Source organism: Mycolicibacter algericus DSM 45454 (assembly GCF_002086455.1).
GTDB lineage: Bacteria > Actinomycetota > Actinomycetes > Mycobacteriales > Mycobacteriaceae > Mycobacterium > Mycobacterium algericum.
On the sequence record NZ_MVHC01000012.1, the window covers coordinates 42,544 to 63,860 of the forward strand.

Here is a 21,317-nt window from a genome sequence, read left to right on the forward strand (position 1 = left end):
TCGCATGGCCGTCGCCGCCGGAACCGTCACCGACCGCAGCCCGAGAGATGCGCTGGTCGGGGTGCTCTACGCCGAGCACGCGGCCGCCCTCCGGCGATATGCACTGCGGTTGACCGGCGACCGGGGCCGGGCCGACGACATCGTCCAGGAGACGCTGTTGCGGGCCTGGAAGCACCTCGAGGTCACCGGCAATTCCGCCCGCGCCTGGCTGTTCACCGTCGCCCGCCACCTGATCATCGACCAGAGCCGCAGCGCCCAGGCGCGCCACGAGGTCGGCTTGCTCGACGGCGTCCCCGAGCAGGCCGGCCCCGACGAGATCAACGCGACACTGGACCGGATGCTGATCGCCGAAGCGGTCACCCGGTTGTCGCCCGAGCATCGCGAGGTGATCTGCCGGTCGTACTACCACGGCTGGACCACCGCGCTGATCGCCGCCGATCTCGGGATCGCCGAAGGAACCGTGAAGTCGCGGCTGCACTATGCGGTACGCGCACTGCGACGCGCCCTGCAGGAGATGGGAGTGGCCCGGTGACACAGCAAAGGCCCGATGCGGGCCGCGGGGTTGCGCACACCTACGCGATGTGGGACGCCGCCTACGTGTTGGGGGCGTTGTCGACGGCCGAACGGGCCGAGTTCGAGGGCCACCTGATCGGGTGTCCGTGGTGCCAGAGCGCGGTCGCCGAACTTGAGGGAATGTCCGAGCTGCTGTCGCACCTGGACCTCGACCTGGTGGCGGCTCTGGACCCGGACGATGAGGATGATCAGCTGCCGGCGCCGGTGCCGCCGGCCCGGAACGGGCGCCGGCTGCGGCTGTCCTGGGTGGGCACCGCGGCTGCGGCTGCGGCGGTGGCGGTGGCCGTGTTCGTGGGTGTCGCCGGTCAGTCCGCTCCGCCCCCGGATGCCACCGCGGTGCCGATGCTCCAGGTGCACACCGCGCTGCTGGCCTCCACGGTGTCGGTGAGCGACATGGATTGGGGAACGCTGATCGAGCTGCGCTGCGTCTGCCTGGCCGACAGCAGCGCCCCGCATGACCTGCTGGCGCTGGTGGTGGTGGGCCGCGACGGCAGCCGCAACCGGCTGGCGAGCTGGGTGGCCCATCCCGGGCACACCGCGACACCCACCGGCAGCACCTCGATGTCGGTCGATCAGATCGCCTCGGTCCAGGTGGTCTCCGCCGACAGCGACGAGGTGCTGTTGCAACGCACGCTGTGAGTAACCTCAGTGCGCCAGGGTGTGCACCATCCCGCCGAAGACACCCGGCAGGGCCGCACATGCGGGCACGATCGCCCGCCGGGTGGCGCGCGGGGCGCTGGCCAGCACCAGGGCGCGGGTCACCAGGCGGTAGTGGCGGGTGAGCCGGTGCCAGGCCCGCTCGTAGGACGCCGGGGCGTCGGCGGCGATCGCGTCCACCGCCGCGGCGGCCTGCTTGACGGCCAGGCTGATGCCTTCGCCGGTCAAGGCGTCCTCGTACCCGGCGGCATCGCCGACCAGCAGCACCCGCCCGGCGACGCGGCGGGCAACGACCTGTCGCAGCGGGCCGCAGCCGCGGGCCGCCCCGGCCTCAGCGTCCCGCAGATGGTGCGCCAGCCACGGGAACCAGTCCAGGTCGGGTCGGCGCGAGGACAAGATGGCCACGCCCACCAGATCGGGCTGCACCGGTGTGACATACGCCTCGCCCCACTGCGACCAGTGCACCTCGACGAACTCCGACCACGCCGGGACGGTGTAGTGCCGGCGCACGCCGTAGCGCCGGGGCGAGCCGGCTACCGCCGGGATTCCGACCGCGCGGCGGACCACCGAGTGCAGCCCGTCGGCACCGATCAACCACCGTGCCCGGATCCCGGCCGCCGCCACCGCGCACCGGTCCTGTTCGACATCGGAGATCCGTCGAGCAACCCATTGGGCGCCTTGCGCTTTGGCCTGTTCGGTGAGCGCTGCCTGAAGCGTGGTGCGCCGCACTCCCTGCCCCGGCGGACCGGTGAACCGCGCCTCGGCTCGGTGCCGCTGCCCCACGTAGGCGATGCCCGCGAGCGCCATTCCGGCCGGGTTGACCCCGAGAGCGGCCAGCTCGGCCACCCCACCGGGCATCAGCCCCTCGCCGCACGCCTTGTCGATCGGGTCGGGACGTGGTTCGGCCACGATCACCGAAAGTCCTTGCCGGCGCGCGCACAACGCGGCGGCCAGTCCGCCCGGCCCGCCGCCGGCGACCAGCACGTCGGCGTCACAGGTCGTCATGCATACCCCAGCGCGGTGTTCTCCACCCGGATCCGGACCACCAGCAGCACCGCATTGGCCACACCGAAACCGATGGCGGTCAGCCAGGCGGAATGAACCAACGGCAGGGCCAGTCCTTCAACCATCACCGCCACGTAATTGGGGTGGCGCAGCCATCGGTAGGGGCCGCGGCGCACCAGCGGCGAGCCCGGGATCACGATCACCCGGGTGTTCCACCGGGGCCCGAGCGTGCCGATACACCACCAGCGCAGCGCCTGGCCGGCGGCCACCACCGCCAGCATCGGCCAGCCGAGCCGCGGGATGAACACCCGATGCGCGGCCCACACCTCGATCAGGCAGCCGGCCAGCAGGGCCCCGTGCAGCACCACCATCACCGGGTAGTGGCCGCGCCCGAACTCTTCACCACCCTGGGAAAAAGCCCAACCGGCGTTGCGACGCGACACCAGCAACTCCACCAACCGTTCGATCCCGACCGCGACGATCAACAGGGTGTACATCGGCGTCACCAGCGCAACAGGACGAGTTCGGAGCAGAACGCCGGACCCATGGCCATGATCAAGCCGACCGACCCCGGCGGCGGCGGATCGTCCAGCGTCTCGCGCAGCACGTCGAGCACCGACACCGACGACAGATTCCCGTTGTCCCGTAATGAGTTCCGGGTCAGATCCAACGCATCGGCATGCAGGCCCAAGCCGTTTTCGACGGCTTCGATCACCCGTGGTCCGCCCGGATGGCAGATCCAGCAGGCGACGTCGGCGACCGACAGTCCGTTGTCGGAGAGGAATTCGCGCACGTCTTCACCGAGGTATTTCTCGGCGACGGTCGCCACGTCGGCGGACAGGATGATCCGGAATCCGTCGCTGCCGATATGCCATCCCATGACGTCCTCGGTGTCGGGGTACAGGTGACTGCGGGTGGCCAGCAGCGTCGGCCCGGCTGGCGGGCGTTCGGCGCCGGTCGCGATGACCGCCGCGGCGCCGTCGCCGAATAGGCTGGACGCGACCAGATTGGCGACCGAGTGATCGTTGCGCTGAATGGTCAACGAGCACAGTTCAACTGCGAGCAGCGCCGCCACATGACCGGGAAAGGCCCGCAGATAGTCGTGCATGCGGGCCACCCCGGCGGCACCGGCGACACAGCCGAGCCCGAACAGCGGGACCCGCTTCACATCGGGGCGCAGCCCGACCCGCTTGGCCAGCCGCGCCTCCAGTGTCGGGACGGCGAGCCCGGTCACCGTCGTCGACAAGACGACATCGACCTCGGTCGGCTCGAGACCGGCCGACTCCAGCGCCGACAACAGTGCTCGCTCACCGAGTTCCAGTGCCACGTCGAGATAGACGTCGTTGGCCTCGGTGAACCCGCTCAGCTCGCGGTAGCGCTCCAACGGCAGCGCCAGCCGCCGGGTGGCGACCCCGCTGGCGGCACCGAAGCGCCGAAACTCCGGTCCCGCGAGGCCCGCCAGAGCCGCGGTCAGCTCTTCTTGGCGGTAGCGGTGCGGCGGAAACGCGACGGTGGCCGAGGCGATGGCAGGAAATGTAGTCACATCCGGGATTACGCCGTCACCGACTTCAGGGTTCAACGCGGATCTCAAGGGTGAATCGGGTGAACCAAAGTGCCTTGGATTCCGTATGTAACTCAGGGATCGTGTGACTCAGAGATCGGCGACACCTACTCGGAAGGATCGGCGATGCTGCGCGGGATCACTTGGGCTGCACTCTCCGCGCCGCGACGCATGCTCGCCGTGGCCGGCCTGATCCTGATCGCTTCGGCGATCTTCGGCGCACCGGTAGCCGGGAAGCTGTCGGCGGGTGGGTTCAACGATCCCGGCTCGGAGTCGGCCCGAGCGGCCCGGATTCTGGTCGACAAGTTCGGCCAGAGCGACCAGCAGATGCTGATCACCGTCACCGACGCCGACGGCGCGACGAGCGATCGGGCCGCCTCGGTCGGCATCGCGATCGTCGAACAACTGCGGACCTCGCCGTGGGTTTACGGGACCTCCTCGACGTGGACCAACTCGCCCGGGCTGGTGAGCACCGACGGCAGATCGGGACTGGTGATCGCCGAGTTGAGGGGCGGGGAGAACAACGCTCAGCACTATGCCAAGTCGCTGCTGGAATCGATGACCGCCCTGGGCGTGTACGACCGGGATGGCGTGACCGTCGCAGCCGGCGGCGAAGCGGTGATCTACGCGCAGATCAACGAGCAGAACCAACACGACCTGCTGGTGATGGAAGCCATCGCGGTGCCGTTGAGCTTTCTGGTGCTGGTCTGGGTGTTCGGCGGGCTGGTCGCCGCGGCGCTGCCGCTCGCGGTGGCCGCCGTGGCGATCGTCGGGTCGATGACCATCCTGCGGGTGATCACCGCCTACACCGACGTGTCGATCTTCGCCCTCAACCTGACCACGGCGATGGGCCTGGCTTTGGCGATCGACTACACCCTGCTGATCATCAGCCGCTACCGCGACGAACTCGCCACCGGTGCCGCACCCGACGCCGCGCTGACCCGAACCATGGTCACCGCGGGCCGCACGGTGCTGTTCTCGGCGACCACCGTGGCGTTGTCCATGGCGTTCATGGTGCTGTTCCCGATGTACTTCCTGAAATCGTTCGCCTACGCCGGGGTGGCCACCGTGGCGTTCGTCGCCTGCGCGGCCATTGTGCTGACCCCGGCGCTGATCGTGGTGCTCGGCGCCCGCCTCGACGCGCTGGACATGCACCGGTTGGCTCGTCGGCTGCTCAGCCGCGGCGAGCCCGAACCCAAGCCGGTCGAACAGCAGTTCTGGCACCGGTCGACGACCGCGGTGATCCGCCACGCGGTGCCCGTCGCAGTGGCCGGGGTCACCGTGCTGATGCTGCTGGGGACGCCGTTTCTGGGCGTCAAATGGGGCTTCCCCGATGACCGGGCGCTGCCCCGGTCGGCGTCGGCGCACCAGGTCGGCGACCGGCTGCGCACCGGGTTCGCCGACGACTCGTCGGCCACCATCAGCGCGGTCGTACCCGAGGCCGCCGGGCTGGCCCCCGGCGATCTCGAGCGCTATGCGGCCGCCCTGTCGGCGGTGACGCATGTGTCGGCGGTGACCGCGCCGACCGCCACGTTCGTCAACGGGCAGCCGGCGGGGCCACCGGCGGCACCGACCGGCCTGGTCGACGGCTTCGCGCTGGTGACCATCGCCAGCACCGCCCCGCTGTTCTCGGCCGACTCCGATGACCAGCTCGATCAACTGCACCAGATCGCCGGCCCGGCCGGGAAGACGGTCCTGTTCGCCGGGCTGGCGCAGAACAACCGCGACAGCGTGGCCGCCATCACGTCCCGCTTGCCGCTGGTACTGGGGCTGATCGCGGCCATCACGTTCGTGCTGCTGTTCCTGCTCACCGGCAGCGTGGTGTTGCCGGTGAAAGCACTGGTGCTCAACGTGCTCTCGTTGACGGCCGCGTTCGGGGCGCTGGTCTGGATCTTCCAGGACGGCCATTTCGGGGCGTTCGGCACGACACCGACCGGGACGCTGGTGGCCAACATGCCGGTGCTGCTGTTCTGCGTCGCATTCGGATTGTCGATGGACTACGAGGTGTTCCTGATCGCCCGGATCCGGGAGTACTGGCTGGCCTCGGGCCGCACCCCGGCGGACAACGACGCCAGCGTGGCGCTCGGCCTGGCCCGCACCGGGCGGGTGATCACCGCCGCGGCGCTGGTGATGTCGATATCGTTCGCGGCGCTGATCGCCGCGCACGTGTCGTTCATGCGGATGTTCGGTGTGGGGCTGACCCTGGCCGTGCTGACCGACGCCACGCTGGTGCGCACGGTGCTGGTGCCGGCCTTCATGCACCTGATGGGCCGGGCGAACTGGTGGGCGCCGGGATTACTCGCCCGGCTTCACGACCGGATCGGCATCAGTGAGGACCACACCCCGGAGGCCTCCGCAGCTGAACGGCACCGCCGGTCCGGGCATCCGCCCGGCGAGCCGGTGTGCGCCGACGGAGCCGACTATCGCGTCCCGGTCAACGGGCGACCGACACCGCGTCACGCACGGCCGCAGTCAGGCTCCGCTCGTCGCTGAGGTCGATGTCCACCAGGCTGCGACGCGCCCGCGCCACCACGTCCTCCTCATGGGGGACCGGGCACTCCAGCAGGGGCCGGTAGACGTCGACCACCAGCAGTTGCTGCTCGATGCGGAACGAGAAGCTACGGCCGTCACCGACCTGGCCGAACCCGCTCGCGAACGCGCCGGTCCAGATCTCCTCGACGAGAAACTCCGAACACTCCAGCTGCCAGTCTTCGGCCACAGTCATGACGGGCACGTTACACCTAAGCGAACTTATAGTTACCCCGGACATGCCGATGCGGCGCCGGGGCCTTCCTTAGAATCGGTGGTTCGTCCCGGCGTCGACCGTCGACCGCCCCAGAGCTGGAAGAGCTGCCCGTGCCGATGCACTCCCCCCGCCGGCCCCGCTGGCCGTTCTCCGGCCTGCTGTTGTCGCTGCTGCTGGTCACGGCGTGCTCGGCCAATCCCGTCACCGCGCCGCCGCCGACCATCCCGGCGGCGCAGCCCGCCGTCTCACCGGCGGCGTCGCAGCGCCCGGCCGGCACGGTGCGGCCGTTGCACGCTCCGGTCACCGGTGCGGTGTTCGACGCCGCGACCGGCCTGCTGGTGGTGCTGTCTCCCGGACCCGACCCGCAGGCACCCGCGAGCGTCAACCTGATCGGCGCGCCCGGCCACCCGGCGGTGGCGCTGCCCGGCCCGGCGACCGCGCTGGCCGGCGACAGCAGCGGGTTCGCCTACCTGTCCGGCCGCGGCGGCTACTTCACCGTCGACCTGCGCACCCGCCAGGCCAGCCGGGTCGACGTCGATGACGCCGCCGACGTCGATTTCACCGCGATCGCCCGGCGCAGCGACGGCACGTTGGTGTTGGGCAGTGCCGACGGCGCCGTCTATACCCTGACCGCCGACGGCTCCCGGACCGCAGAGCGGACGACGATCTTCGCCCGCGTCGATCAGATTGTGACGCAAGGCAATACCTCGATCGTGCTGGATCGCGGCCAGACGTCGGTGACCACCGTCGGCGCCGACGGGAAGCCGCAGTACGCGTTGCGCGCCGGCCAGGGCGCGACGACACTGGCCGCTGATCCGCACGGTCCGGTGCTGGTGACCGACACCCGCGGTGGCCAGTTGCTGGTGTACGGCAGCGACCCGCTGATGCTGCGGCAGGCCTACCCGGTGCCGGAATCCCCGTACGGGGTGGCCGGCTCGCACGGGTTCGCCTGGGTGTCGCAGACCGCGACGAACACCGTGGTCGGCTACGATCTGACCACCGGAATACCTGTGGAAAAGGTTCGATACCCGACCGTGCAGCAACCCAACACCCTGGCCTTCGACGACACGTCGGACACCCTGTACGTGGTGTCGGGCGCCGAGGCCGGAGTCCAGGTGATCGAGCACGCCACGAGGCAACGATGACCGCGCTGCGGCCACGCCGGTTGCCCGCGAGCTGGGAATCCGAACTGTCCGATGACTACGAGTGGATTCCGCTGCGGCTGCCGCCGGAGGTCACCCGGATCGGCGCCTCGACCCGGTTGGCGATCGAAGCCGAGTATCGCGGCTGGGAGCTGACCCGGGTGCGGCTGTATACCGATGGGAGCAGGCGGGTGCTGTTGCGCCGCAAAAAATCTCAAATGAATGCGATCAGCGGGAACCGCTGCGTCGACCAGCCGGGGCTGTAGCCGGATGGGGTGGTACGGCGCGCTGCGCCGCGCACTGTTCCTGGCACCGCCCGAACGCAGCCACACGTTCGCGTTCGCCGCGCTGCGCGGGGCCACTGCGCTGTCCCCGACGCGCCGGTTGCTGCAACGCCGGCTGGCGCCCCATGATCCGATACTGGCCAGCACGGTGTTCGGTGTGCACTTCCCCGGTCCGCTCGGGCTGGCCGCCGGGTTCGACAAGGACGGCGTCGGGCTGAAAGCCTGGGGCGCATTGGGTTTCGGTTACGCCGAGGTCGGCACCGTGACCGCGGCGCCGCAGCCGGGCAACCCGGCGCCGCGGCTGTTCCGGCTGCCCGACGACCGCGCGCTGCTCAACCGGATGGGATTCAACAATCAGGGCGCCGGCGCGCTGGCCACCCGGCTGGCCCGCCATCACGCCGACGTGCCGATCGGCGTCAACATCGGCAAGACCAAGACCACCCCGGCCGAGGACGCGGTCGCCGACTACCGGGCCAGCGCCCGGTTGCTGGCGCCGCTGGCCGACTATCTGGTGGTCAACGTCAGCTCGCCGAACACCCCGGGGCTGCGCGATCTGCAGGCGGTCGAAGCGCTGCGGCCCATCCTGGCCGCGGTGCGTGCCGAGACCACCCGGCCGGTGCTGGTCAAGATCGCACCGGACCTGGCCGACACCGACCTGGATGCCGTCGCCGACCTGGCGGTGGAACTGGGCCTGGCCGGCATCGTGGCCACCAACACCACGGTGTCGCGCGAGGGCCTGGCCACCCCGGGGGCGGCAGACCTGGGGCCGGGCGGTATCTCCGGTCCGCCGGTGGCGCGCCGGGCGCTGGAGGTGCTGCGGCGGCTGTACGCCCGCGTCGGTGACCGGCTGGTGCTGATCAGCGTCGGCGGGATCGAGACCGCCGACGACGCCTGGGAACGCATCACCGCCGGCGCCTCGCTGCTGCAGGGCTACACCGGGTTCATCTACGGCGGTGGCCTGTGGGCGCGCAACATCCACCACGGGCTGGCCGACCGGTTACGTGCCGGCGGGTTCGCGTCGCTGACCGAAGCGGTCGGCTCGGCCGCCCGTTAGCGCGAGCAGACGCGAAAGCCCCCAAATCGAGATCGAAATGGGGGCTTTCGCGTCTGCTGGCCGGGGGTGTCGCTACTTCTGCTCGTAGGTGCCGACGATCACCGCGCGGGCAATCGCGTGCATGAACAGGTTGAAGCCCAGGTAGGCCGGGCTGGCGTCCTCGGCCAGGTCCAGCTTCTCGGTGTCGACGGCGTGCACCGCGACGTAGTACCGGTGCGCGCCGTGCCCGGCCGGCGGGGCGGCGCCGACGTAGCGACGCATCCCGGCGTCGTTGACCAGGGTCAGCGCATCACCGGGCAGCAGGCTGCCGTCTCCGACGCCCTCGGGCAGCTCGGTGCAGGTGGCCGGCAGGTTGGCCACCGCCCAGTGCCAGAAGCCGGATGCGGTGGGCGCATCGGGGTCGTAGACGGTGACCGCGAAGCTGCGGGTCTCCTCCGGGAAGCCCGACCAGCTCAGCTGCGGGCTGGCGTCCTCGCCGCCGGCCCCCATGATCCCGCTGACCTGCGGTTTGGCCAGTGTCCCGCCGTCGGTCAGCGACGACGAGGTCAGCGTGAACGTCGGCAGCTGCGGCAGGGCGGCGTACGGGTCGGGGGCGTTGGTCATGGCTTCGTCCTCTCGTCGGGGTCAACAGTGTGTCAGGAAGTGGTGCAGTACGCGGGTGCCGAACTCCAGTGCGTCGACCGGAACCCGCTCGTCGACGCCGTGGAACAACGCGGAGAAATCAAGATCGGGCGGCAGCCGCAGCGGGGTGAACCCGAAGCAGCGAATACCCAATTGGGCGAACGCTTTTGCATCCGTTCCTCCGGACAGCATGTAGGGCACGGTCCGGGCGTCGGGATCGCAGGCCAGCAGCGCGGCATTCATCGCCTCGACCAGATCGCCGTCGAAGGACGTCTGCACCGGCGGCAGGTTGGTGATCCATTCGCGGGTGACGTCCGGGCCGATCAGCGCGTCGACCTCGGCCTCGAACGCCGCCTGACGGCCGGGCAGCACCCGGCAGTCCAGCACCGCCTCGGCCGTCGCGGGGATCACGTTGGCCTTGTAGCCGGCCTGCAGCATGGTCGGGGTCGCGGTGTCACGCAGGGTGGCGTTGACGATGCGGGCGATCGGCCCCAGCTTCTCGATCATCCCCTCCAGGTCCGGTGAATCGACGTCGATGGCATGCCCGGTCTCCTCGGCGACCGCGGCCAGGAACTGCTCGACGGCCTCGGTGAGCACCAACGGGAACCGGTGTCTGCCCAGTCGGGCCACCGCCTCGGTCAGGATGGTGACGGCATTGTCGTCGTTGATCATCGACCCGTGCCCGGCGCGGCCGTGGGCGCGCAACCGCATCCAGCACAGCCCCTTCTCCGCGGTCTCGATCAGATAGAGCCGGCGTTCTCCCCCGTCACGACGCGGCACCGTCAGCGAGAAGCCGCCGACCTCGCCGATGGCCTCGGTGACCCCGGCGAACAAATCCGGCCGGTTCTCCACCAGCCAGTGCGCGCCGTACTTGCCGCCGGCCTCCTCGTCGGCCAGGAACGCGAACACCAGGTCGCGCGGCGGGGTGATGCCGGCGCGGGCCAGGTGGCGGGCCACCGCGATCATCATGCCGACCATGTCCTTCATGTCGACCGCGCCGCGGCCCCACACGTAGCCGTCGGTGATCGCGCCGGAGAACGGGTGCACGCTCCACTCGCTCGCCTCGGCGGGCACCACGTCGAGGTGGCCGTGGATCAACAGTGCTCCGCGGGACGGATCGCTGCCCTTCAGGCGGGTGAAGACGTTTCCCCGGCCCGGCGCTCCGGACTCGAGGTATTCGGTCTCATAACCGGCTTCCTCGAGCTGGGCGGCCACCCACCGGGCGCACTCGGCTTCACCCTTGGTGGTTTCGGGCTCGCCGGTGTTGGAAGTGTCGAACCGGATGAGCGCACTGACCAGTTCGACCACTTCGTCGGCAGGATCGGGACAGACCGTCACAGTTACCTTTCCTACCACTTCGCCGTAACGCCCACGGATGGCACCGCGCGGGCTGGGTTTGGGTCCGGCGATCGGCATCCGTTAGCCTTAGCTGCCCGGCCCGAGCCGGGTCGGTCCGAGTGGCGGAATGGCAGACGCGCTAGCTTGAGGTGCTAGTGCCCTATTAACGGGCGTGGGGGTTCAAGTCCCCCCTCGGACACCGCGTGCGATGAGTCGCTTCCGCGTTTCGAAGCCACCAGCCTCCGCGACGAGGCAGTTGCCCGGCCAGCAGCGACAATGTGTTCAGCGTCGTAGGCTCGATAAGGACATGACTCGTCCAAGCCGCTCGAACCAGACGTCGGCTCGCACCTTCCGCGACCGCCGTGACGCCGGCCGGGCGCTGGCCGAACGGCTGGCTGACTACCGCGACGCCGACGGCCTGCTGGTGCTGGGTCTGGCCCGCGGCGGGGTTCCGGTCGGATGGGAGGTCGCAGCGGCGCTCAACGCGCCGCTGGACGTGTTCCTGGTCCGCAAGCTCGGTGTGCCGCAGCAGCCCGAGCTGGCGATGGGCGCGCTGGCCGGCGGGCAGGTGGTGATGAACGACCAGGTGCTCAGCAGCCTGGGTATCGGCGGCGCCGATGTGCAGTCGGTGATCGACCGCGAATCAGCCGAACTGCGCCGCCGCGAACACGCCTACCGCGGCGACCGGCCACCTGCCGACCTGCACGGCCGGGTGGTGATCTTGGTCGACGACGGCATCGCGACCGGAGCAAGCGTGCTGGCGGCGGTGCGGGCGGTGCAGTCGGCCGAACCGGCCCGCACTGTCGTCGCGGTACCGGTCGGCCCGCTCTCGGCGTGCCGCAAGATCGCCCAAGAGGCCGACGACGTCGTGTGCGCGACGATGCCGGACTCGTTCGACGCGGTTGGCCAGGCCTATCTCGACTTCCGTCAGGTCAGCGACGACGAAGTACGGGACCTGCTGGCCACACCGACCACCACTGCGAGTTAGTCCGCAGGGTGCGCGACCGGCTCCTCGTCGGCCGTCTCCTCGGCCGCCTCCTCGTCGTAGTCCGCGACAACCGCCTCGTCGGCTGCTTCGGCCGCCTCGGACGTCTCGGCCGCCGCTTCGTCGTCCTCGTCGACGACGGCGTCCGAATCTCCGGGTTCCTCACCCGGCTCCGGAGCCGGGGGCCGACTGCCGCGGCGACGTTCCCGCAGCGCGTCGACAATCAGCAACAGCACACCCAGCAAGCTCGCGACAATGCATACCCACGCCACCAACGCATTACTGGTGACCACGGCGAACACCAACGCAGCAAGCCCTATTGCCGCCAATACCAGTGCAATGATCAGCATCGATTCACCTCCCGCCCGAGGAGCAGACTACTCGATTCCCAGGTACGGCGGTTCGGTTCTGGGGCTCAGTTCGTCCCGCGGTTGAAATGGTTGAACCCGCCGCCGTCGCTGGCTGCGCTGGTGTCGACCGGTGCCGCCGAGCCCCGCTGGCCCAACTCCTCGAGCTGGGATTCCAGGTAGGTCTTGAGCCGGGTGCGGTACTCACGCTCGAAGGTGCGCAACTGTTCCAGGCGGCCTTCCAGCACGGTGCGCTGCTGGTTGATCGTGCCCATGATCTCGGAATGCTTGCGTTCGGCGTCGGCTTGCAGCGCATCGGCCTTCTCCTGGGCTTGGCGCAGCTGGGTCTCGGAACGCGTCTGCGCATCGGCCAGCATGGCGTCAGCACGCTGCCGGGCGTCGGCGACGGTCGTCTCGGCGGTTTGCCGTGCCTCACTGAGGATCTGGTCGGCGTTGGCACGGGCGTCGGCCATCAGCTTCTCGGACTCGGCCCGGGCGGTACCGGTCAGCCGGTCGGCGGTGTCCTGAGCCAGGCTCAGCACGCGGGCCGCTTTGAGGTGCTGGTCTTCGGTGGGGGGCTCCGGCGCGGCGGCGGCGACCGGCTGCGGCGCCGACGGCTCGGGAGACGGCTCGTAGACCGGGATCGCGGTGGTGGGCTGCTGGCCGCCGCCACCGGCGCGGGCCGCGGCGAGCTCCTGGTCGAGTTCGCTGACCCGCTGGCGCAGGTCTGCGTTCTCCTCGATGAGGCGGGTCAGTTCGCCTTCCACGAGGTCGAGAAAGGCGTCGACCTCGTCCTCGTTGTAGCCGCGCTTCCCGATGGGTGGTTTGCTGAACGCGACGTTGTGCACGTCTGCCGGTGTTAGTGGCATGGTCTGCCCCCTTGAGTCAGGTAGTTAGCACCGATCGGGCAAGTCTAGGTCGACCGGGAATACGCTAGCCGTGTAGTAACTGCCGTCCATCCTGTCACATCAGGAGCTGGGCTCGGCAATGAGAATGATATTAAGAGCGAATTTCAAATTGCTGCCACAGAAGTCACGTTTCGGCAAACACAACTGATGACGGCGTTCGCCGATCGCTGCCGGTAGAGCGGTCCCGGATCCGGGTCGTATCCCGGACCCGCGGTCTACCGGGCCGGCCACCCGGGCCGTATTATCTACAAGGCCTACCCGTAAATATTGAGGGTAGGTGGCCTGGAAGGCCGACGCAGGTGACGACCAATCGGAAGGACTCTCGAGGATGACAACCAACGACGTGGTCGTGGCGACCAGCGCGGCGGATTCAGCCGCCGTCGATGACGTACGGTCCGCCTACGCCGAGCTGCTCGGCCGCCAGGCCGCGCTCGGGGCGGCGGTGTTCGCCGCGGTGGGCACGGCCGGTCCGGCATTCGACGACGCCCACCGCACGGTGCAGGCGTTCATCGAGCAAGCGGTGCGGCCACAGCTGCAGGCAGCGGTGGAACTGATCTATCCGGCCGCAGCCGGTGTCGAGCGGTCACGGCTGCTGATCGAGGGGCTGCTCGGCGAGACCCACCTGATCGAGCAGGCCGCGGCGCGCATCGCCCGTGACACCGACCGGGTACAGATCGCCGCGCACGTCGAGGCGCTGCGGGTGCTGCTGGAGGCACTGCTGGGCAAGGTCGCCGACCTGCTGCTGCCCGCGCTCGCGGAGGCCAGCGGCGTCGCGCTGGCCGATTTGGCCGCCCAGCTGCCGGCGATCCCCACCGAGCTGGGCGCCCCCGCTCAGGCCCCCGGGCCGGCCGCCCACGGCCACGGTCACGGCCACGGCGGTTGCGGCTGCGGCGAAGAGGACGAGGAGATGCCCGAGCTCGACGTGCGCGAGATCCCGCACGCTATCCGGCACGCGACGGTGTTCGGGGCCTTCGATGCGGTTCCGGCGGGCGGCTCGATGCTGCTGGTGGCGCCGCACGATCCGATCCCGCTGCTGCACCAGCTCGCCGAGCGCAGCGGTGGCCGGCTGGCCGTCGGTTACGAGGAGCGTGGCCCGGAGGCGTGGCGGTTGCGGCTGACCCGGGTCTGATGACGCCCGGGGTGGCCCGGCACCCGAATCCGGGTCACCCCGGCGCTTGGCCGCCGTTGCTCACGCGGCGTGCTGGATCGCCAGTTCCATCCCGATGAACGCGATCAGCAGCAGCACCATGATCGACAGGTCGATGCGCACCGCACCGATGGTCAACTGCGGTATCAACCGCCGCAGCAGCTTCACGGGCGGATCGGTGATGCTCATGATCAGCTCCAGGATCACCACGGTGGCGCCGCGCGGGTGCCAGTCCCGGCTGAACGAGCGGACGAACTCGATGACGATCCGAGCGATCAACAACAGCCAGAAAGCAAACAGCGCGATAGCGAGAATCGTGAAGAACAGCGCCAACGGAATGCGACCTTACTGACGAGGGTGTGCCCGCATCAGCATCGCGCTGACCGGCCCGACTGTCGCCCCAGCCTACCGATAGGCGTAGAAGCCGGTTTCGGCGATGCGGCGACGCTCCTCGGGCGTCACGTCGACGTCGGCCGGCGACAGCAGGAACACCTTGGTCGCGACCTTGTCGAACGAGCCACGCAGGGCGAATGCCAGACCCGCCGCGAAGTCGACCAACCGCTTGGCGTCGGCGTTGTCCATCGACACCAGATCCATGATCACCGGGGTGCCGTCGCGGAACCGCTCACCGATGGTGCGGGCCTCGCTGTAGTCCTTGGGGCGCAACGTGGTGATCTTCGACAGCGGACTGCTCTCGTCGAACATCATCGCCATCCGGCGCGGGTCCATCGCCAGGGCGCCGCGGGTGGAACCGCGCAGCGAGGCGAACCGCGAACGCTCGAAGTCGCGGGGCCGGTCGAAGTCGCGGCCCCGGTACCGCGGGTCATCGTCGTAGCCGCCCCGGTAGCCAGCCGGCGCCTCGTCGTACTCGCGACCGTCGAATCGTTCGTCGTAGCGACCGTCGGAGCGACCCGCGACCCGGTCGAAGACGTCCTCGGAGAACCGCTCCCCCCGGGGTGCGTAGTCGCGCGACGAGGCGCGCTCATCGCCGTCGTCGTAGTAGTCGTCGTCGTAGTCCTCCATAGGAGCCATCCCGAAGTAGGCCTTGACCTTGTGGAGTGTGCTCATCATTGGACCCTTCTCTGATGACTGTGATGAAGGTGTGACTGAAGTGACTAATTATGGTGACGGTAATGGCCGAGTGCGCCGTGGCGCGGCAACGACACGCGGACAGGCGCAACCGGTTTCACGGTCGCTCCGCCGGCGCCCCGGTACCGCCGGCTCATTCCAGCCACACCAGTGACGCGAGCCGGCCGGTGCGGCCGTCCCGCCGGTGACTGAACAACTTCGGGTCGGCCGCCGTGCAGCGGGGGTCGGCGTCGATGGCCTCGACGCCCAATTCCCGTAATTGCCGGGTGATTCCGGCCCGCAGGTCCAGGCCGGGGGTGCCGGCCGAGGTGCGGGTGCGACTACCCGGCAGTGCCGCCTCGACCTCCTCGGCCATCGCCGCGGGCACCTCATAGTGCGGTCCGCTGATCGCCGGGCCGAGCAGCACCGAGATGTCACCGAGCTGCGCCCCCGCCGCGAGCATCACCTCCAGCGCCCGGGCGACGATGCCGCGCTGGGCGCCGACCCGGCCGGCGTGTACCGCCGCCACCACGCCGGCGCGTGCATCCGCCATCAGCACCGGTACGCAGTCGGCGGTCACCACCACCATCGCCAGCCGGGGCACGCCTGTGATCAGCGCGTCGGTCGCGTCTACCGGGGTGTCGCGCGGTTCGTCGACGACCACCACCCGATCCCCGTGCACCTGGTTCATCCACACCAGGCGGTCGGGACCGAGTCCGGTGGCCTTGGCCAATCGCGCGCGGTTGGTCGCCACCGCCGCCGGATCGTCGCCGACATGATCGCCGAGGTTGAAGCTGTCGAACGGAGCCGCCGAGACGCCACCGGACCGGGTGGTGGTCACCCGCCGGACGCGGAACGTCACCGACTCAGGGCCGAACGCTAGTGGCGCATGAACGGCGGGACGTCGACGTCGTCGTCATCCACGCCGTCATCGCCGTTGCGGCCGCCGACGCTGACCGTCGCACCGTTGGTCGGGGCGGGCACGCTGACGGCGTCGACCGGGTCGAACAGCGACGACGTGACCTTGCCGGCCTGCCCGGGCGCCACGGCGTGCCGTGGTTGGCCCGTTGCTCCGGTCACCGGTTTGCGGCCCGCACCGGCCGAGTCGAAGCCCGCCGCGATCACGGTCACCCGGACCTCGTCGCCGAGCGAATCGTCGATCACGGTGCCGAAGATGATGTTGGCTTCGGGGTGCGCGGCGTCCTGCACCAGCGACGCCGCCTCGTTGATCTCGAACAACCCCAGGTCGCTGCCGCCGGCGACCGACATCAGCACACCCTGGGCGCCCTCCATCGAGGCCTCCAGCAGTGGCGAGTTGATCGCGATCTCAGCGGCCTTGAGCGCCCGGCCGTCGCCGCGAGCCGACCCGATTCCCATCAACGCGGTGCCCGCGCCGCTCATGATGCCCTTGACGTCGGCGAAGTCGACGTTGATCAGGCCCGGCGTGGTGATCAGGTCAGTGATGCCCTGGACGCCGTTGAGCAGCACCTCGTCGGCGCTGCGGAAGGCGTCCATCAGCGAGACCTGCGCGTCGCCCATCTGCAGCAACCGGTCGTTGGGGATCACGATCAGGGTGTCGCAGCTCTCCCGCAGCGTGTTGATCCCGTTCTCGGCCTGGTTGCTGCGGCGTTTGCCCTCGAAGGAGAACGGCCGGGTGACCACGCCGACGGTCAGCGCCCCGAGCTTGCGCGCGATGGTGGCGACGACCGGTGCGCCACCGGTGCCGGTGCCGCCGCCCTCGCCGGCGGTGACGAACACCATGTCGGCGCCGCGCAGTAGCTCTTCGATCTCGTCCTTGGCGTCTTCGGCGGCCCGGCGCCCGACTTCGGGGTCGGCGCCGGCACCGAGGCCGCGGGTCGAGTCGCGCCCGACGTCGAGCTTGACGTCGGCGTCGCTCATCAACAATGCCTGTGCGTCGGTGTTGATCGCGATGAACTCGACGCCCTTGAGGCCCTGCTCGATCATCCGGTTGACGGCGTTGACGCCGCCACCACCGATACCCACGACTTTGATGACGGCCAGATAGTTGTGCGGTGGGGTCATCGTTCGTCTTCCTCCCTGGTGGGATCTGATCCCTCTCTGGGGCCTGGCTTACCGCTGAACTCCCTGAACTGCCTTTCGAAAAACTGTGGCAAACCCTCAACCTCAACCAAAGGCTTAGAGTTATGTCAAGTTGTTCCGCGTAACCGCCACAGTAGGGCCGCCCCGCCCGTCCTCGGCTCCGACGCGCCGGGACACACCGGGCGAATTTTCTTTCCTAGCGGACGGTGGGCAGATCCGGACTCGAGACGTCGTAGGTGTGACCGGGCTGGGTGAGCAACGCCGCCAGCTTCTGGGCCTTCTCCGCGGTGCGATCGGTGCTGCCCCAGACCACCACCCGGCCGTCGGCCAACGTCAGGGTGATGGAAGCGACCGACGGGGCGGCCACCCGGCTGACCTGGCCGGCGACCTCGGGGGCCAGCGCGGTCATCACCTGCAGCGCGGCCCGGCTGGCCGGATCCGTCGGACCGGGGTTCTCGACGTCGAATACCGGCAGCGGCCCCGGCGGCGGCGCCGTCGCGAAATCGACGCCGTCGCGGTCGAACAGATGCGGGCCGTCCGGAAAATCCTTGAACACCACGGCGACCCGCTCCACCACCGTGATCGACAACACCGAGGGGTACTGCCGCTGCACCCGGGTGCTGGCGACCCGGCGGATCGCCGCGACTCGCTCGGCGACGCTGCCGGTGTCGATTTGCAGCAGCGGGGTGCCGAGCCGCACCTTCGCGACGTCGATGACCTCCTCACGAGGCACGGCCGCGATCCCGGTGACCTCGATGTCGCGCACCGACATCACCGGCGTGAAATACAGGATGAGCCCGAGCCCGACCACCAGCACCACCGCGAGGAATGTGGCCAGCACCATCTTCAAGCCCCGGATGGCCCCCCGCGGAACACCCTGCTGCGGCTCGGCGGAACCGGCCCGGAGTCGGCGCTTTGCATCCCGGCGGGCTTGTTCGATCGCCTCGGCGCGCGCCTGTGCCGCACGGCGCTCGGCGCGCTCCCGCCGTGCGCGCCGCCGCGGGCCCTCGGCCTCCGCGGGCTCCTCGGACTCCGCGCCGGCCGCGGCGTCACCGGTGGCCCGGCCGGCGTCGGTGTTCTGGCCGGCTTCGGTGTTCTCGACGTGCTCGGTTTGTTCGATGTCCCGGGCGGCGCCGTCGCCCACCGGGTCTTCCGGTGTCACGTCGGGTTCGTCGGGTGGCGTACTCACAGCGCGCCCGGGCGGCCGGGAAGGGTCCGGTCGGACCGCGCCCGCAGCGCGGTCACGATCTCCGGGCCCAGCACGGTCACGTCGCCGGCGCCCATGGTGACGATCACGTCACCAGGCCCGGCCGCCGCGGCCACCGCCTGCGGCACCGCGGCGAAGTCCGGCAGGTAGTGCACCGGAACGCTGACATGCTCGGCGACACTCGCCCCGCTCACGCCGGGCAACGGCTGCTCACGCGCACCGTAAACGTCAAGCACGAACACCTCATCGGCGCCGTTCAGCGACCGGCCGAACTCGGCAGCGAAAGCCTTTGTCCGCGAGTACAGATGCGGCTGAAACACCACCAGGCTGCGGCCCGTGCCACGCTCGGCGAGCAGGGCGCGGACCGCGGTCAGCGTCGCGGCGATCTCGGTGGGATGGTGTGCGTAGTCGTCGAAGACCCGCACCGACCCCGACGAGCCCGCCGAGCCCACCAATTCGAACCTGCGTCGTACCCCGTCGAAGCCAGCCAGACCGTCGAGCACGGCCCGCAGCGGCGCGCCGACCTCGACCGCAGCCAGCAACGCACCCAGCGCGTTGAGCGCCATGTGCCGGCCCGGCACCGCCAGGCACATCGCCTCCCGGGAAGCGGATCCCGCCAGCGCGATCTCGGCGACCGCGCCGGTCCCCTGCTGTTCCCAGCTCAACAGCGAACCGGCCAGCTCCTGCTGTCCGGGCCGCTCGGTGCCGTAGCGCAGAACCCGGATGCCCTGTGCCGCAGTGCGATCGGCCAGCTCGGCGGCGCCGGGGTCATCGACGCACACCACCGCCGCGCCGCCCGGCGTGATGCGCTCCATGAACGAGTCGAACACCCGGGTGTAGGCCTCGGCACTGCCGAAGAAGTCCAGGTGGTCGGCTTCGACGTTGGTCACCACCGCGACGTTCGGGGTGTACTCCAGCAGCGAGCCGTCGCTCTCGTCGGCCTCGGCGACGAACAACGGTCCGCTGCCGTGATGGGCGTTGGTGCCGGCCTCGGCACCAGCCGAACCCAATTCGCCACCGACCGCGAACGACGGATCCAGCCCGCAGTGCTGCAACGCGACCACCAGCATCGACGTGGTGGTGGTCTTGCCGTGCGTGCCGGTGACCATCAAGGTGGTGCGCCCGGCCATCAGCATGGCCAGCACCGCCGGCCGCAACACCACCGGAATGCCGCGGCGGCGGGCCTCGACGAGTTCGGGGTTGGTCTTGGGGATCGCCGCGTGGGTGGTCACCACCGTGGTGACACCGCCCGGCAACAGATCCAGCGCCGAGGCGTCGTGGCCGATCCGCACCTGCGCGCCCCGGGCCCGCAGCGCGTGGGTCCCGCGCGACTCCTTGGCGTCGGACCCCGACACCAGGCCGCCCCGGTCCAGCAGGATGCGGGCGATGCCGGACATGCCCGCTCCTCCGATGCCGACCATGTGCACCCGGCTCAGCTCCGGCGGCAGCTGATCAGTGCTCATTACGGCTCCGAGACCGCCGGTCGGCCGCCACGTCCAACGCCGCCTGCGCCACCCGCTGCGCCGCTTCCGGGTGCCCGGCCAGCCGGGCGGCGCTGGTCATCGCGGCGAGCCGCGCCCGGTCGGTGAGCAGCCCGGCGACCGTGCCGGCCACGAAGTCCGGGGTCAGCGCGGCGTCGTCGACCAGCTCACCGCCGCCCGCGTCGACGACCGGCAGCGCGTTGAGCCGCTGCTCACCGTTGCCGATCGGCAACGGCACGTACACCGCCGGCAATCCGACCGCCGACACCTCGGCGACCGTCATCGCCCCGGACCGGCAGATCGCCAGATCGGCGGCCGCATATGCCAGGTCCATCCGGTCCAAATAAGGCACCGCGACGTACGGCGGATCGCCCTCGGCGGGCTGCGGCAGATCCAGCGTGTTCTTCGGGCCGTGCGCGTGCAGCACCGAAACCCCAGCCGCAGCAAGATGTTTGGCCGCGCCGGCGACGGCCTGGTTGATCGACTGGGCGCCTTGCGAACCGCCGAACACCAGCAGCACCCGGGCGTCGTCGGCGAAGCCGAAGTGGGCGCGGGCCGTTGCCCGCAGCGCCGCCCGGTCCAGCGTGGTGATCGCCGCGCGGACCGGCACCCCGACCACCTCCGGGCGCGACAGGCCGCAATCGCCGACGGCGGAGAGCACCCGCACGGCGCCGCGGGCGCCGACCCGGTTGGCCAGCCCGGCGCGCGCATTGGCCTCGTGGATCACCACCGGAATCTGCCGCCGACCGATACCACGCGCGGCCAGATACGCCGGCAACGCCACGTAGCCGCCGAACCCGATCACCACGTCAGCCCGCACGGCGCGCAACACCGCCCGGGTCTCGCGAACGGCCCGCACCACCCGGGCCGGCAGCCGAACCAGATCAGCGTTGAGTTTGCGCGGCAACGGCACCGGGGTGATCAACTCCAGGTCATAGCCGCGAGCAGGCACCAGCCGGGTCTCCAGGCCGCGTGCCGTGCCCAGCGCGGTGATGCGGACACCCGCGTCCACGGCGCGCAGCGCGTCGGCGACGGCCATCGCGGGCTCGACGTGGCCTGCGGTACCGCCGCCGGCCAGAACCACCGATATCGGCGCACCGCGGTCCGGCTTGCTGACCGAGTCGTTCACTCC

23 protein-coding genes and 1 tRNA gene are annotated in these 21,317 nt (G+C 70.1%); 9 read left to right on the forward strand and 15 right to left on the reverse strand.

From position 1 onward, the window contains the following. Window positions 1-4 precede the first annotated feature (4 nt). Window positions 5-532: a sigma-70 family RNA polymerase sigma factor gene (locus BST10_RS12940; RefSeq protein WP_083038165.1), complete on the forward strand. Its 528-nt coding sequence runs from the start codon at window positions 5-7 to the stop codon at window positions 530-532. Window positions 533-579: 47 nt separating this feature from the next. Further along, window positions 580-1,212, forward strand: coding sequence for an anti-sigma factor family protein (locus tag BST10_RS12945; protein WP_083038167.1), 633 nt, complete (start codon window positions 580-582; stop codon window positions 1,210-1,212). A 6-nt stretch (window positions 1,213-1,218) separates the two neighbouring features. On the opposite strand, the gene BST10_RS12950 is transcribed toward BST10_RS12945, so the two are convergent. From BST10_RS12950 to BST10_RS12960, 3 genes are read right to left on the reverse strand one after another with little or no spacing between them, the layout of a single operon-like run. Beyond that, entirely contained in the window at window positions 1,219-2,235 is a 1,017-nt protein-coding gene (locus BST10_RS12950) for an NAD(P)/FAD-dependent oxidoreductase (RefSeq protein WP_083038168.1), read from the reverse strand. Then, complete coding sequence (locus BST10_RS12955) at window positions 2,232-2,732, reverse strand: isoprenylcysteine carboxyl methyltransferase family protein (protein ID WP_083038170.1); 501 nt, start codon at window positions 2,730-2,732, stop codon at window positions 2,232-2,234. Before BST10_RS12955 ends, BST10_RS12950 begins: the two co-directional genes overlap by 4 nt. 5 nt (window positions 2,733-2,737) lie before the next feature. Further along, window positions 2,738-3,778, reverse strand: coding sequence for a type III polyketide synthase (locus BST10_RS12960; protein ID WP_109559506.1), 1,041 nt, complete (start codon window positions 3,776-3,778; stop codon window positions 2,738-2,740). A 144-nt stretch (window positions 3,779-3,922) separates the two neighbouring features. Between BST10_RS12960 and BST10_RS12965 the strand changes: the two genes are divergently transcribed. Beyond that, on the forward strand, window positions 3,923-6,289 hold the full coding sequence (locus tag BST10_RS12965; protein ID WP_083038174.1) for an MMPL family transporter: 2,367 nt from the start codon (window positions 3,923-3,925) through the stop codon (window positions 6,287-6,289). On the opposite strand, the gene BST10_RS12970 is transcribed toward BST10_RS12965, so the two are convergent. Then, window positions 6,231-6,521 carry a hypothetical protein gene (locus BST10_RS12970; RefSeq protein WP_041317739.1) on the reverse strand — a complete coding sequence of 97 codons (291 nt, stop codon included), beginning with the start codon at window positions 6,519-6,521 and terminating at the stop codon, window positions 6,231-6,233. The genes BST10_RS12965 and BST10_RS12970 overlap by 59 nt on opposite strands. A gap of 137 nt (window positions 6,522-6,658) precedes the next feature. On the opposite strand from BST10_RS12970, the gene BST10_RS12975 reads away from it, so the two are divergent. From BST10_RS12975 to BST10_RS12985, 3 genes are read left to right on the forward strand one after another with little or no spacing between them, the layout of a single operon-like run. Next, on the forward strand, window positions 6,659-7,687 hold the full coding sequence (locus tag BST10_RS12975; RefSeq protein WP_083038234.1) for a YncE family protein: 1,029 nt from the start codon (window positions 6,659-6,661) through the stop codon (window positions 7,685-7,687). Then, window positions 7,684-7,950: a DUF5703 family protein gene (locus tag BST10_RS12980; RefSeq protein ID WP_083038175.1), complete on the forward strand. Its 267-nt coding sequence runs from the start codon at window positions 7,684-7,686 to the stop codon at window positions 7,948-7,950. Before BST10_RS12975 ends, BST10_RS12980 begins: the two co-directional genes overlap by 4 nt. 4 nt (window positions 7,951-7,954) lie before the next feature. After that, window positions 7,955-9,022: a quinone-dependent dihydroorotate dehydrogenase gene (locus BST10_RS12985; RefSeq protein WP_083038176.1), complete on the forward strand. Its 1,068-nt coding sequence runs from the start codon at window positions 7,955-7,957 to the stop codon at window positions 9,020-9,022. Between the two features lie 72 nt (window positions 9,023-9,094). Here the strand turns inward: BST10_RS12985 and BST10_RS12990 are convergent, their stop codons facing one another. Together BST10_RS12990 and BST10_RS12995 are read right to left on the reverse strand one after the other, a co-directional pair. Beyond that, complete coding sequence (locus BST10_RS12990) at window positions 9,095-9,625, reverse strand: YbhB/YbcL family Raf kinase inhibitor-like protein (protein ID WP_013828691.1); 531 nt, start codon at window positions 9,623-9,625, stop codon at window positions 9,095-9,097. 21 nt (window positions 9,626-9,646) lie between these two features. Beyond that, complete coding sequence (locus BST10_RS12995; protein WP_193374463.1) at window positions 9,647-10,999, reverse strand: M20/M25/M40 family metallo-hydrolase; 1,353 nt, start codon at window positions 10,997-10,999, stop codon at window positions 9,647-9,649. 95 nt (window positions 11,000-11,094) lie between these two features. Here BST10_RS12995 and BST10_RS13000 point away from each other — a divergent pair. Together BST10_RS13000 and BST10_RS13005 are read left to right on the forward strand one after the other, a co-directional pair. Continuing rightward, window positions 11,095-11,180 (forward strand) — tRNA-Leu (locus BST10_RS13000). Window positions 11,181-11,288: 108 nt separating this feature from the next. Beyond that, window positions 11,289-11,969: a phosphoribosyltransferase gene (locus BST10_RS13005; RefSeq protein ID WP_083038177.1), complete on the forward strand. Its 681-nt coding sequence runs from the start codon at window positions 11,289-11,291 to the stop codon at window positions 11,967-11,969. Here the strand turns inward: BST10_RS13005 and BST10_RS13010 are convergent. Together BST10_RS13010 and wag31 are read right to left on the reverse strand one after the other, a co-directional pair. Then, window positions 11,966-12,316 carry a hypothetical protein gene (locus tag BST10_RS13010; RefSeq protein ID WP_083038178.1) on the reverse strand — a complete coding sequence of 117 codons (351 nt, stop codon included), beginning with the start codon at window positions 12,314-12,316 and terminating at the stop codon, window positions 11,966-11,968. The genes BST10_RS13005 and BST10_RS13010 overlap by 4 nt on opposite strands. A 65-nt stretch (window positions 12,317-12,381) precedes the next feature. After that, the gene (gene wag31, locus BST10_RS13015) at window positions 12,382-13,182 is read right to left on the reverse strand and encodes a DivIVA-like cell division protein Wag31 (RefSeq protein WP_013828687.1); all 801 of its coding nucleotides are present in this window, start codon (window positions 13,180-13,182) and stop codon (window positions 12,382-12,384) included. A 367-nt stretch (window positions 13,183-13,549) separates the two neighbouring features. Here wag31 and BST10_RS13020 point away from each other — a divergent pair, with 367 nt between their 5' ends. Beyond that, window positions 13,550-14,350, forward strand: coding sequence for a DUF2249 domain-containing protein (locus BST10_RS13020; RefSeq protein WP_083038179.1), 801 nt, complete (start codon window positions 13,550-13,552; stop codon window positions 14,348-14,350). Window positions 14,351-14,410: 60 nt separating this feature from the next. On the opposite strand, the gene BST10_RS13025 is transcribed toward BST10_RS13020, so the two are convergent. From BST10_RS13025 to murG, 7 genes are all read right to left on the reverse strand, one after another. After that, window positions 14,411-14,701: a YggT family protein gene (locus BST10_RS13025; protein ID WP_083038180.1), complete on the reverse strand. Its 291-nt coding sequence runs from the start codon at window positions 14,699-14,701 to the stop codon at window positions 14,411-14,413. A 72-nt stretch (window positions 14,702-14,773) separates the two neighbouring features. Further along, window positions 14,774-15,436, reverse strand: coding sequence for a cell division protein SepF (locus tag BST10_RS13030; RefSeq protein ID WP_041319770.1), 663 nt, complete (start codon window positions 15,434-15,436; stop codon window positions 14,774-14,776). 154 nt (window positions 15,437-15,590) lie between these two features. After that, a complete protein-coding gene (gene pgeF / locus BST10_RS13035) occupies window positions 15,591-16,298 on the reverse strand; it encodes a peptidoglycan editing factor PgeF (protein ID WP_083038182.1) in 708 nt (235 codons plus the stop codon). 17 nt (window positions 16,299-16,315) lie between these two features. Continuing rightward, window positions 16,316-17,479, reverse strand: a complete 1,164-nt coding sequence (ftsZ, locus tag BST10_RS13040; RefSeq protein ID WP_013828682.1) for a cell division protein FtsZ — start codon at window positions 17,477-17,479, stop codon at window positions 16,316-16,318. A gap of 214 nt (window positions 17,480-17,693) precedes the next feature. After that, window positions 17,694-18,686, reverse strand: coding sequence for a cell division protein FtsQ/DivIB (locus BST10_RS13045; protein WP_371869099.1), 993 nt, complete (start codon window positions 18,684-18,686; stop codon window positions 17,694-17,696). Then, on the reverse strand, window positions 18,683-20,167 hold the full coding sequence (murC, locus tag BST10_RS13050) for a UDP-N-acetylmuramate--L-alanine ligase (RefSeq protein WP_083038184.1): 1,485 nt from the start codon (window positions 20,165-20,167) through the stop codon (window positions 18,683-18,685). Before murC ends, BST10_RS13045 begins: the two co-directional genes overlap by 4 nt. Further along, entirely contained in the window at window positions 20,157-21,314 is a 1,158-nt protein-coding gene (gene murG, locus BST10_RS13055; RefSeq protein WP_013828679.1) for an undecaprenyldiphospho-muramoylpentapeptide beta-N-acetylglucosaminyltransferase, read from the reverse strand. Before murG ends, murC begins: the two co-directional genes overlap by 11 nt. Between the last annotated feature and the right edge of the window lie 3 nt (window positions 21,315-21,317).

What these genes read in the sequence shown, in the direction of transcription:
- BST10_RS12940 (WP_083038165.1), top strand. Translation starts at nt 5, where the DNA reads ATGGCCGTCGCCGCCGGAACCGTCACCGACCGCAGCCCGAGAGATGCG.
- BST10_RS12945 (WP_083038167.1), top strand. Translation starts at nt 580, where the DNA reads ATGTGGGACGCCGCCTACGTGTTGGGGGCGTTGTCGACGGCCGAACGG.
- BST10_RS12950 (WP_083038168.1), bottom strand. Translation starts at nt 2,235, where the DNA reads ATGACGACCTGTGACGCCGACGTGCTGGTCGCCGGCGGCGGGCCGGGC.
- BST10_RS12955 (WP_083038170.1), bottom strand. Translation starts at nt 2,732, where the DNA reads ATGTACACCCTGTTGATCGTCGCGGTCGGGATCGAACGGTTGGTGGAG.
- BST10_RS12965 (WP_083038174.1), top strand. Translation starts at nt 3,923, where the DNA reads ATGCTGCGCGGGATCACTTGGGCTGCACTCTCCGCGCCGCGACGCATG.
- BST10_RS12970 (WP_041317739.1), bottom strand. Translation starts at nt 6,521, where the DNA reads ATGACTGTGGCCGAAGACTGGCAGCTGGAGTGTTCGGAGTTTCTCGTC.
- BST10_RS12975 (WP_083038234.1), top strand. Translation starts at nt 6,659, where the DNA reads ATGCACTCCCCCCGCCGGCCCCGCTGGCCGTTCTCCGGCCTGCTGTTG.
- BST10_RS12980 (WP_083038175.1), top strand. Translation starts at nt 7,684, where the DNA reads ATGACCGCGCTGCGGCCACGCCGGTTGCCCGCGAGCTGGGAATCCGAA.
- BST10_RS12985 (WP_083038176.1), top strand. Translation starts at nt 7,955, where the DNA reads ATGGGGTGGTACGGCGCGCTGCGCCGCGCACTGTTCCTGGCACCGCCC.
- BST10_RS12990 (WP_013828691.1), bottom strand. Translation starts at nt 9,625, where the DNA reads ATGACCAACGCCCCCGACCCGTACGCCGCCCTGCCGCAGCTGCCGACG.
- BST10_RS13005 (WP_083038177.1), top strand. Translation starts at nt 11,289, where the DNA reads ATGACTCGTCCAAGCCGCTCGAACCAGACGTCGGCTCGCACCTTCCGC.
- BST10_RS13010 (WP_083038178.1), bottom strand. Translation starts at nt 12,316, where the DNA reads ATGCTGATCATTGCACTGGTATTGGCGGCAATAGGGCTTGCTGCGTTG.
- wag31 (WP_013828687.1), bottom strand. Translation starts at nt 13,182, where the DNA reads ATGCCACTAACACCGGCAGACGTGCACAACGTCGCGTTCAGCAAACCA.
- BST10_RS13020 (WP_083038179.1), top strand. Translation starts at nt 13,550, where the DNA reads ATGACAACCAACGACGTGGTCGTGGCGACCAGCGCGGCGGATTCAGCC.
- BST10_RS13030 (WP_041319770.1), bottom strand. Translation starts at nt 15,436, where the DNA reads ATGAGCACACTCCACAAGGTCAAGGCCTACTTCGGGATGGCTCCTATG.
- ftsZ (WP_013828682.1), bottom strand. Translation starts at nt 17,479, where the DNA reads ATGACCCCACCGCACAACTATCTGGCCGTCATCAAAGTCGTGGGTATC.
- murC (WP_083038184.1), bottom strand. Translation starts at nt 20,167, where the DNA reads ATGAGCACTGATCAGCTGCCGCCGGAGCTGAGCCGGGTGCACATGGTC.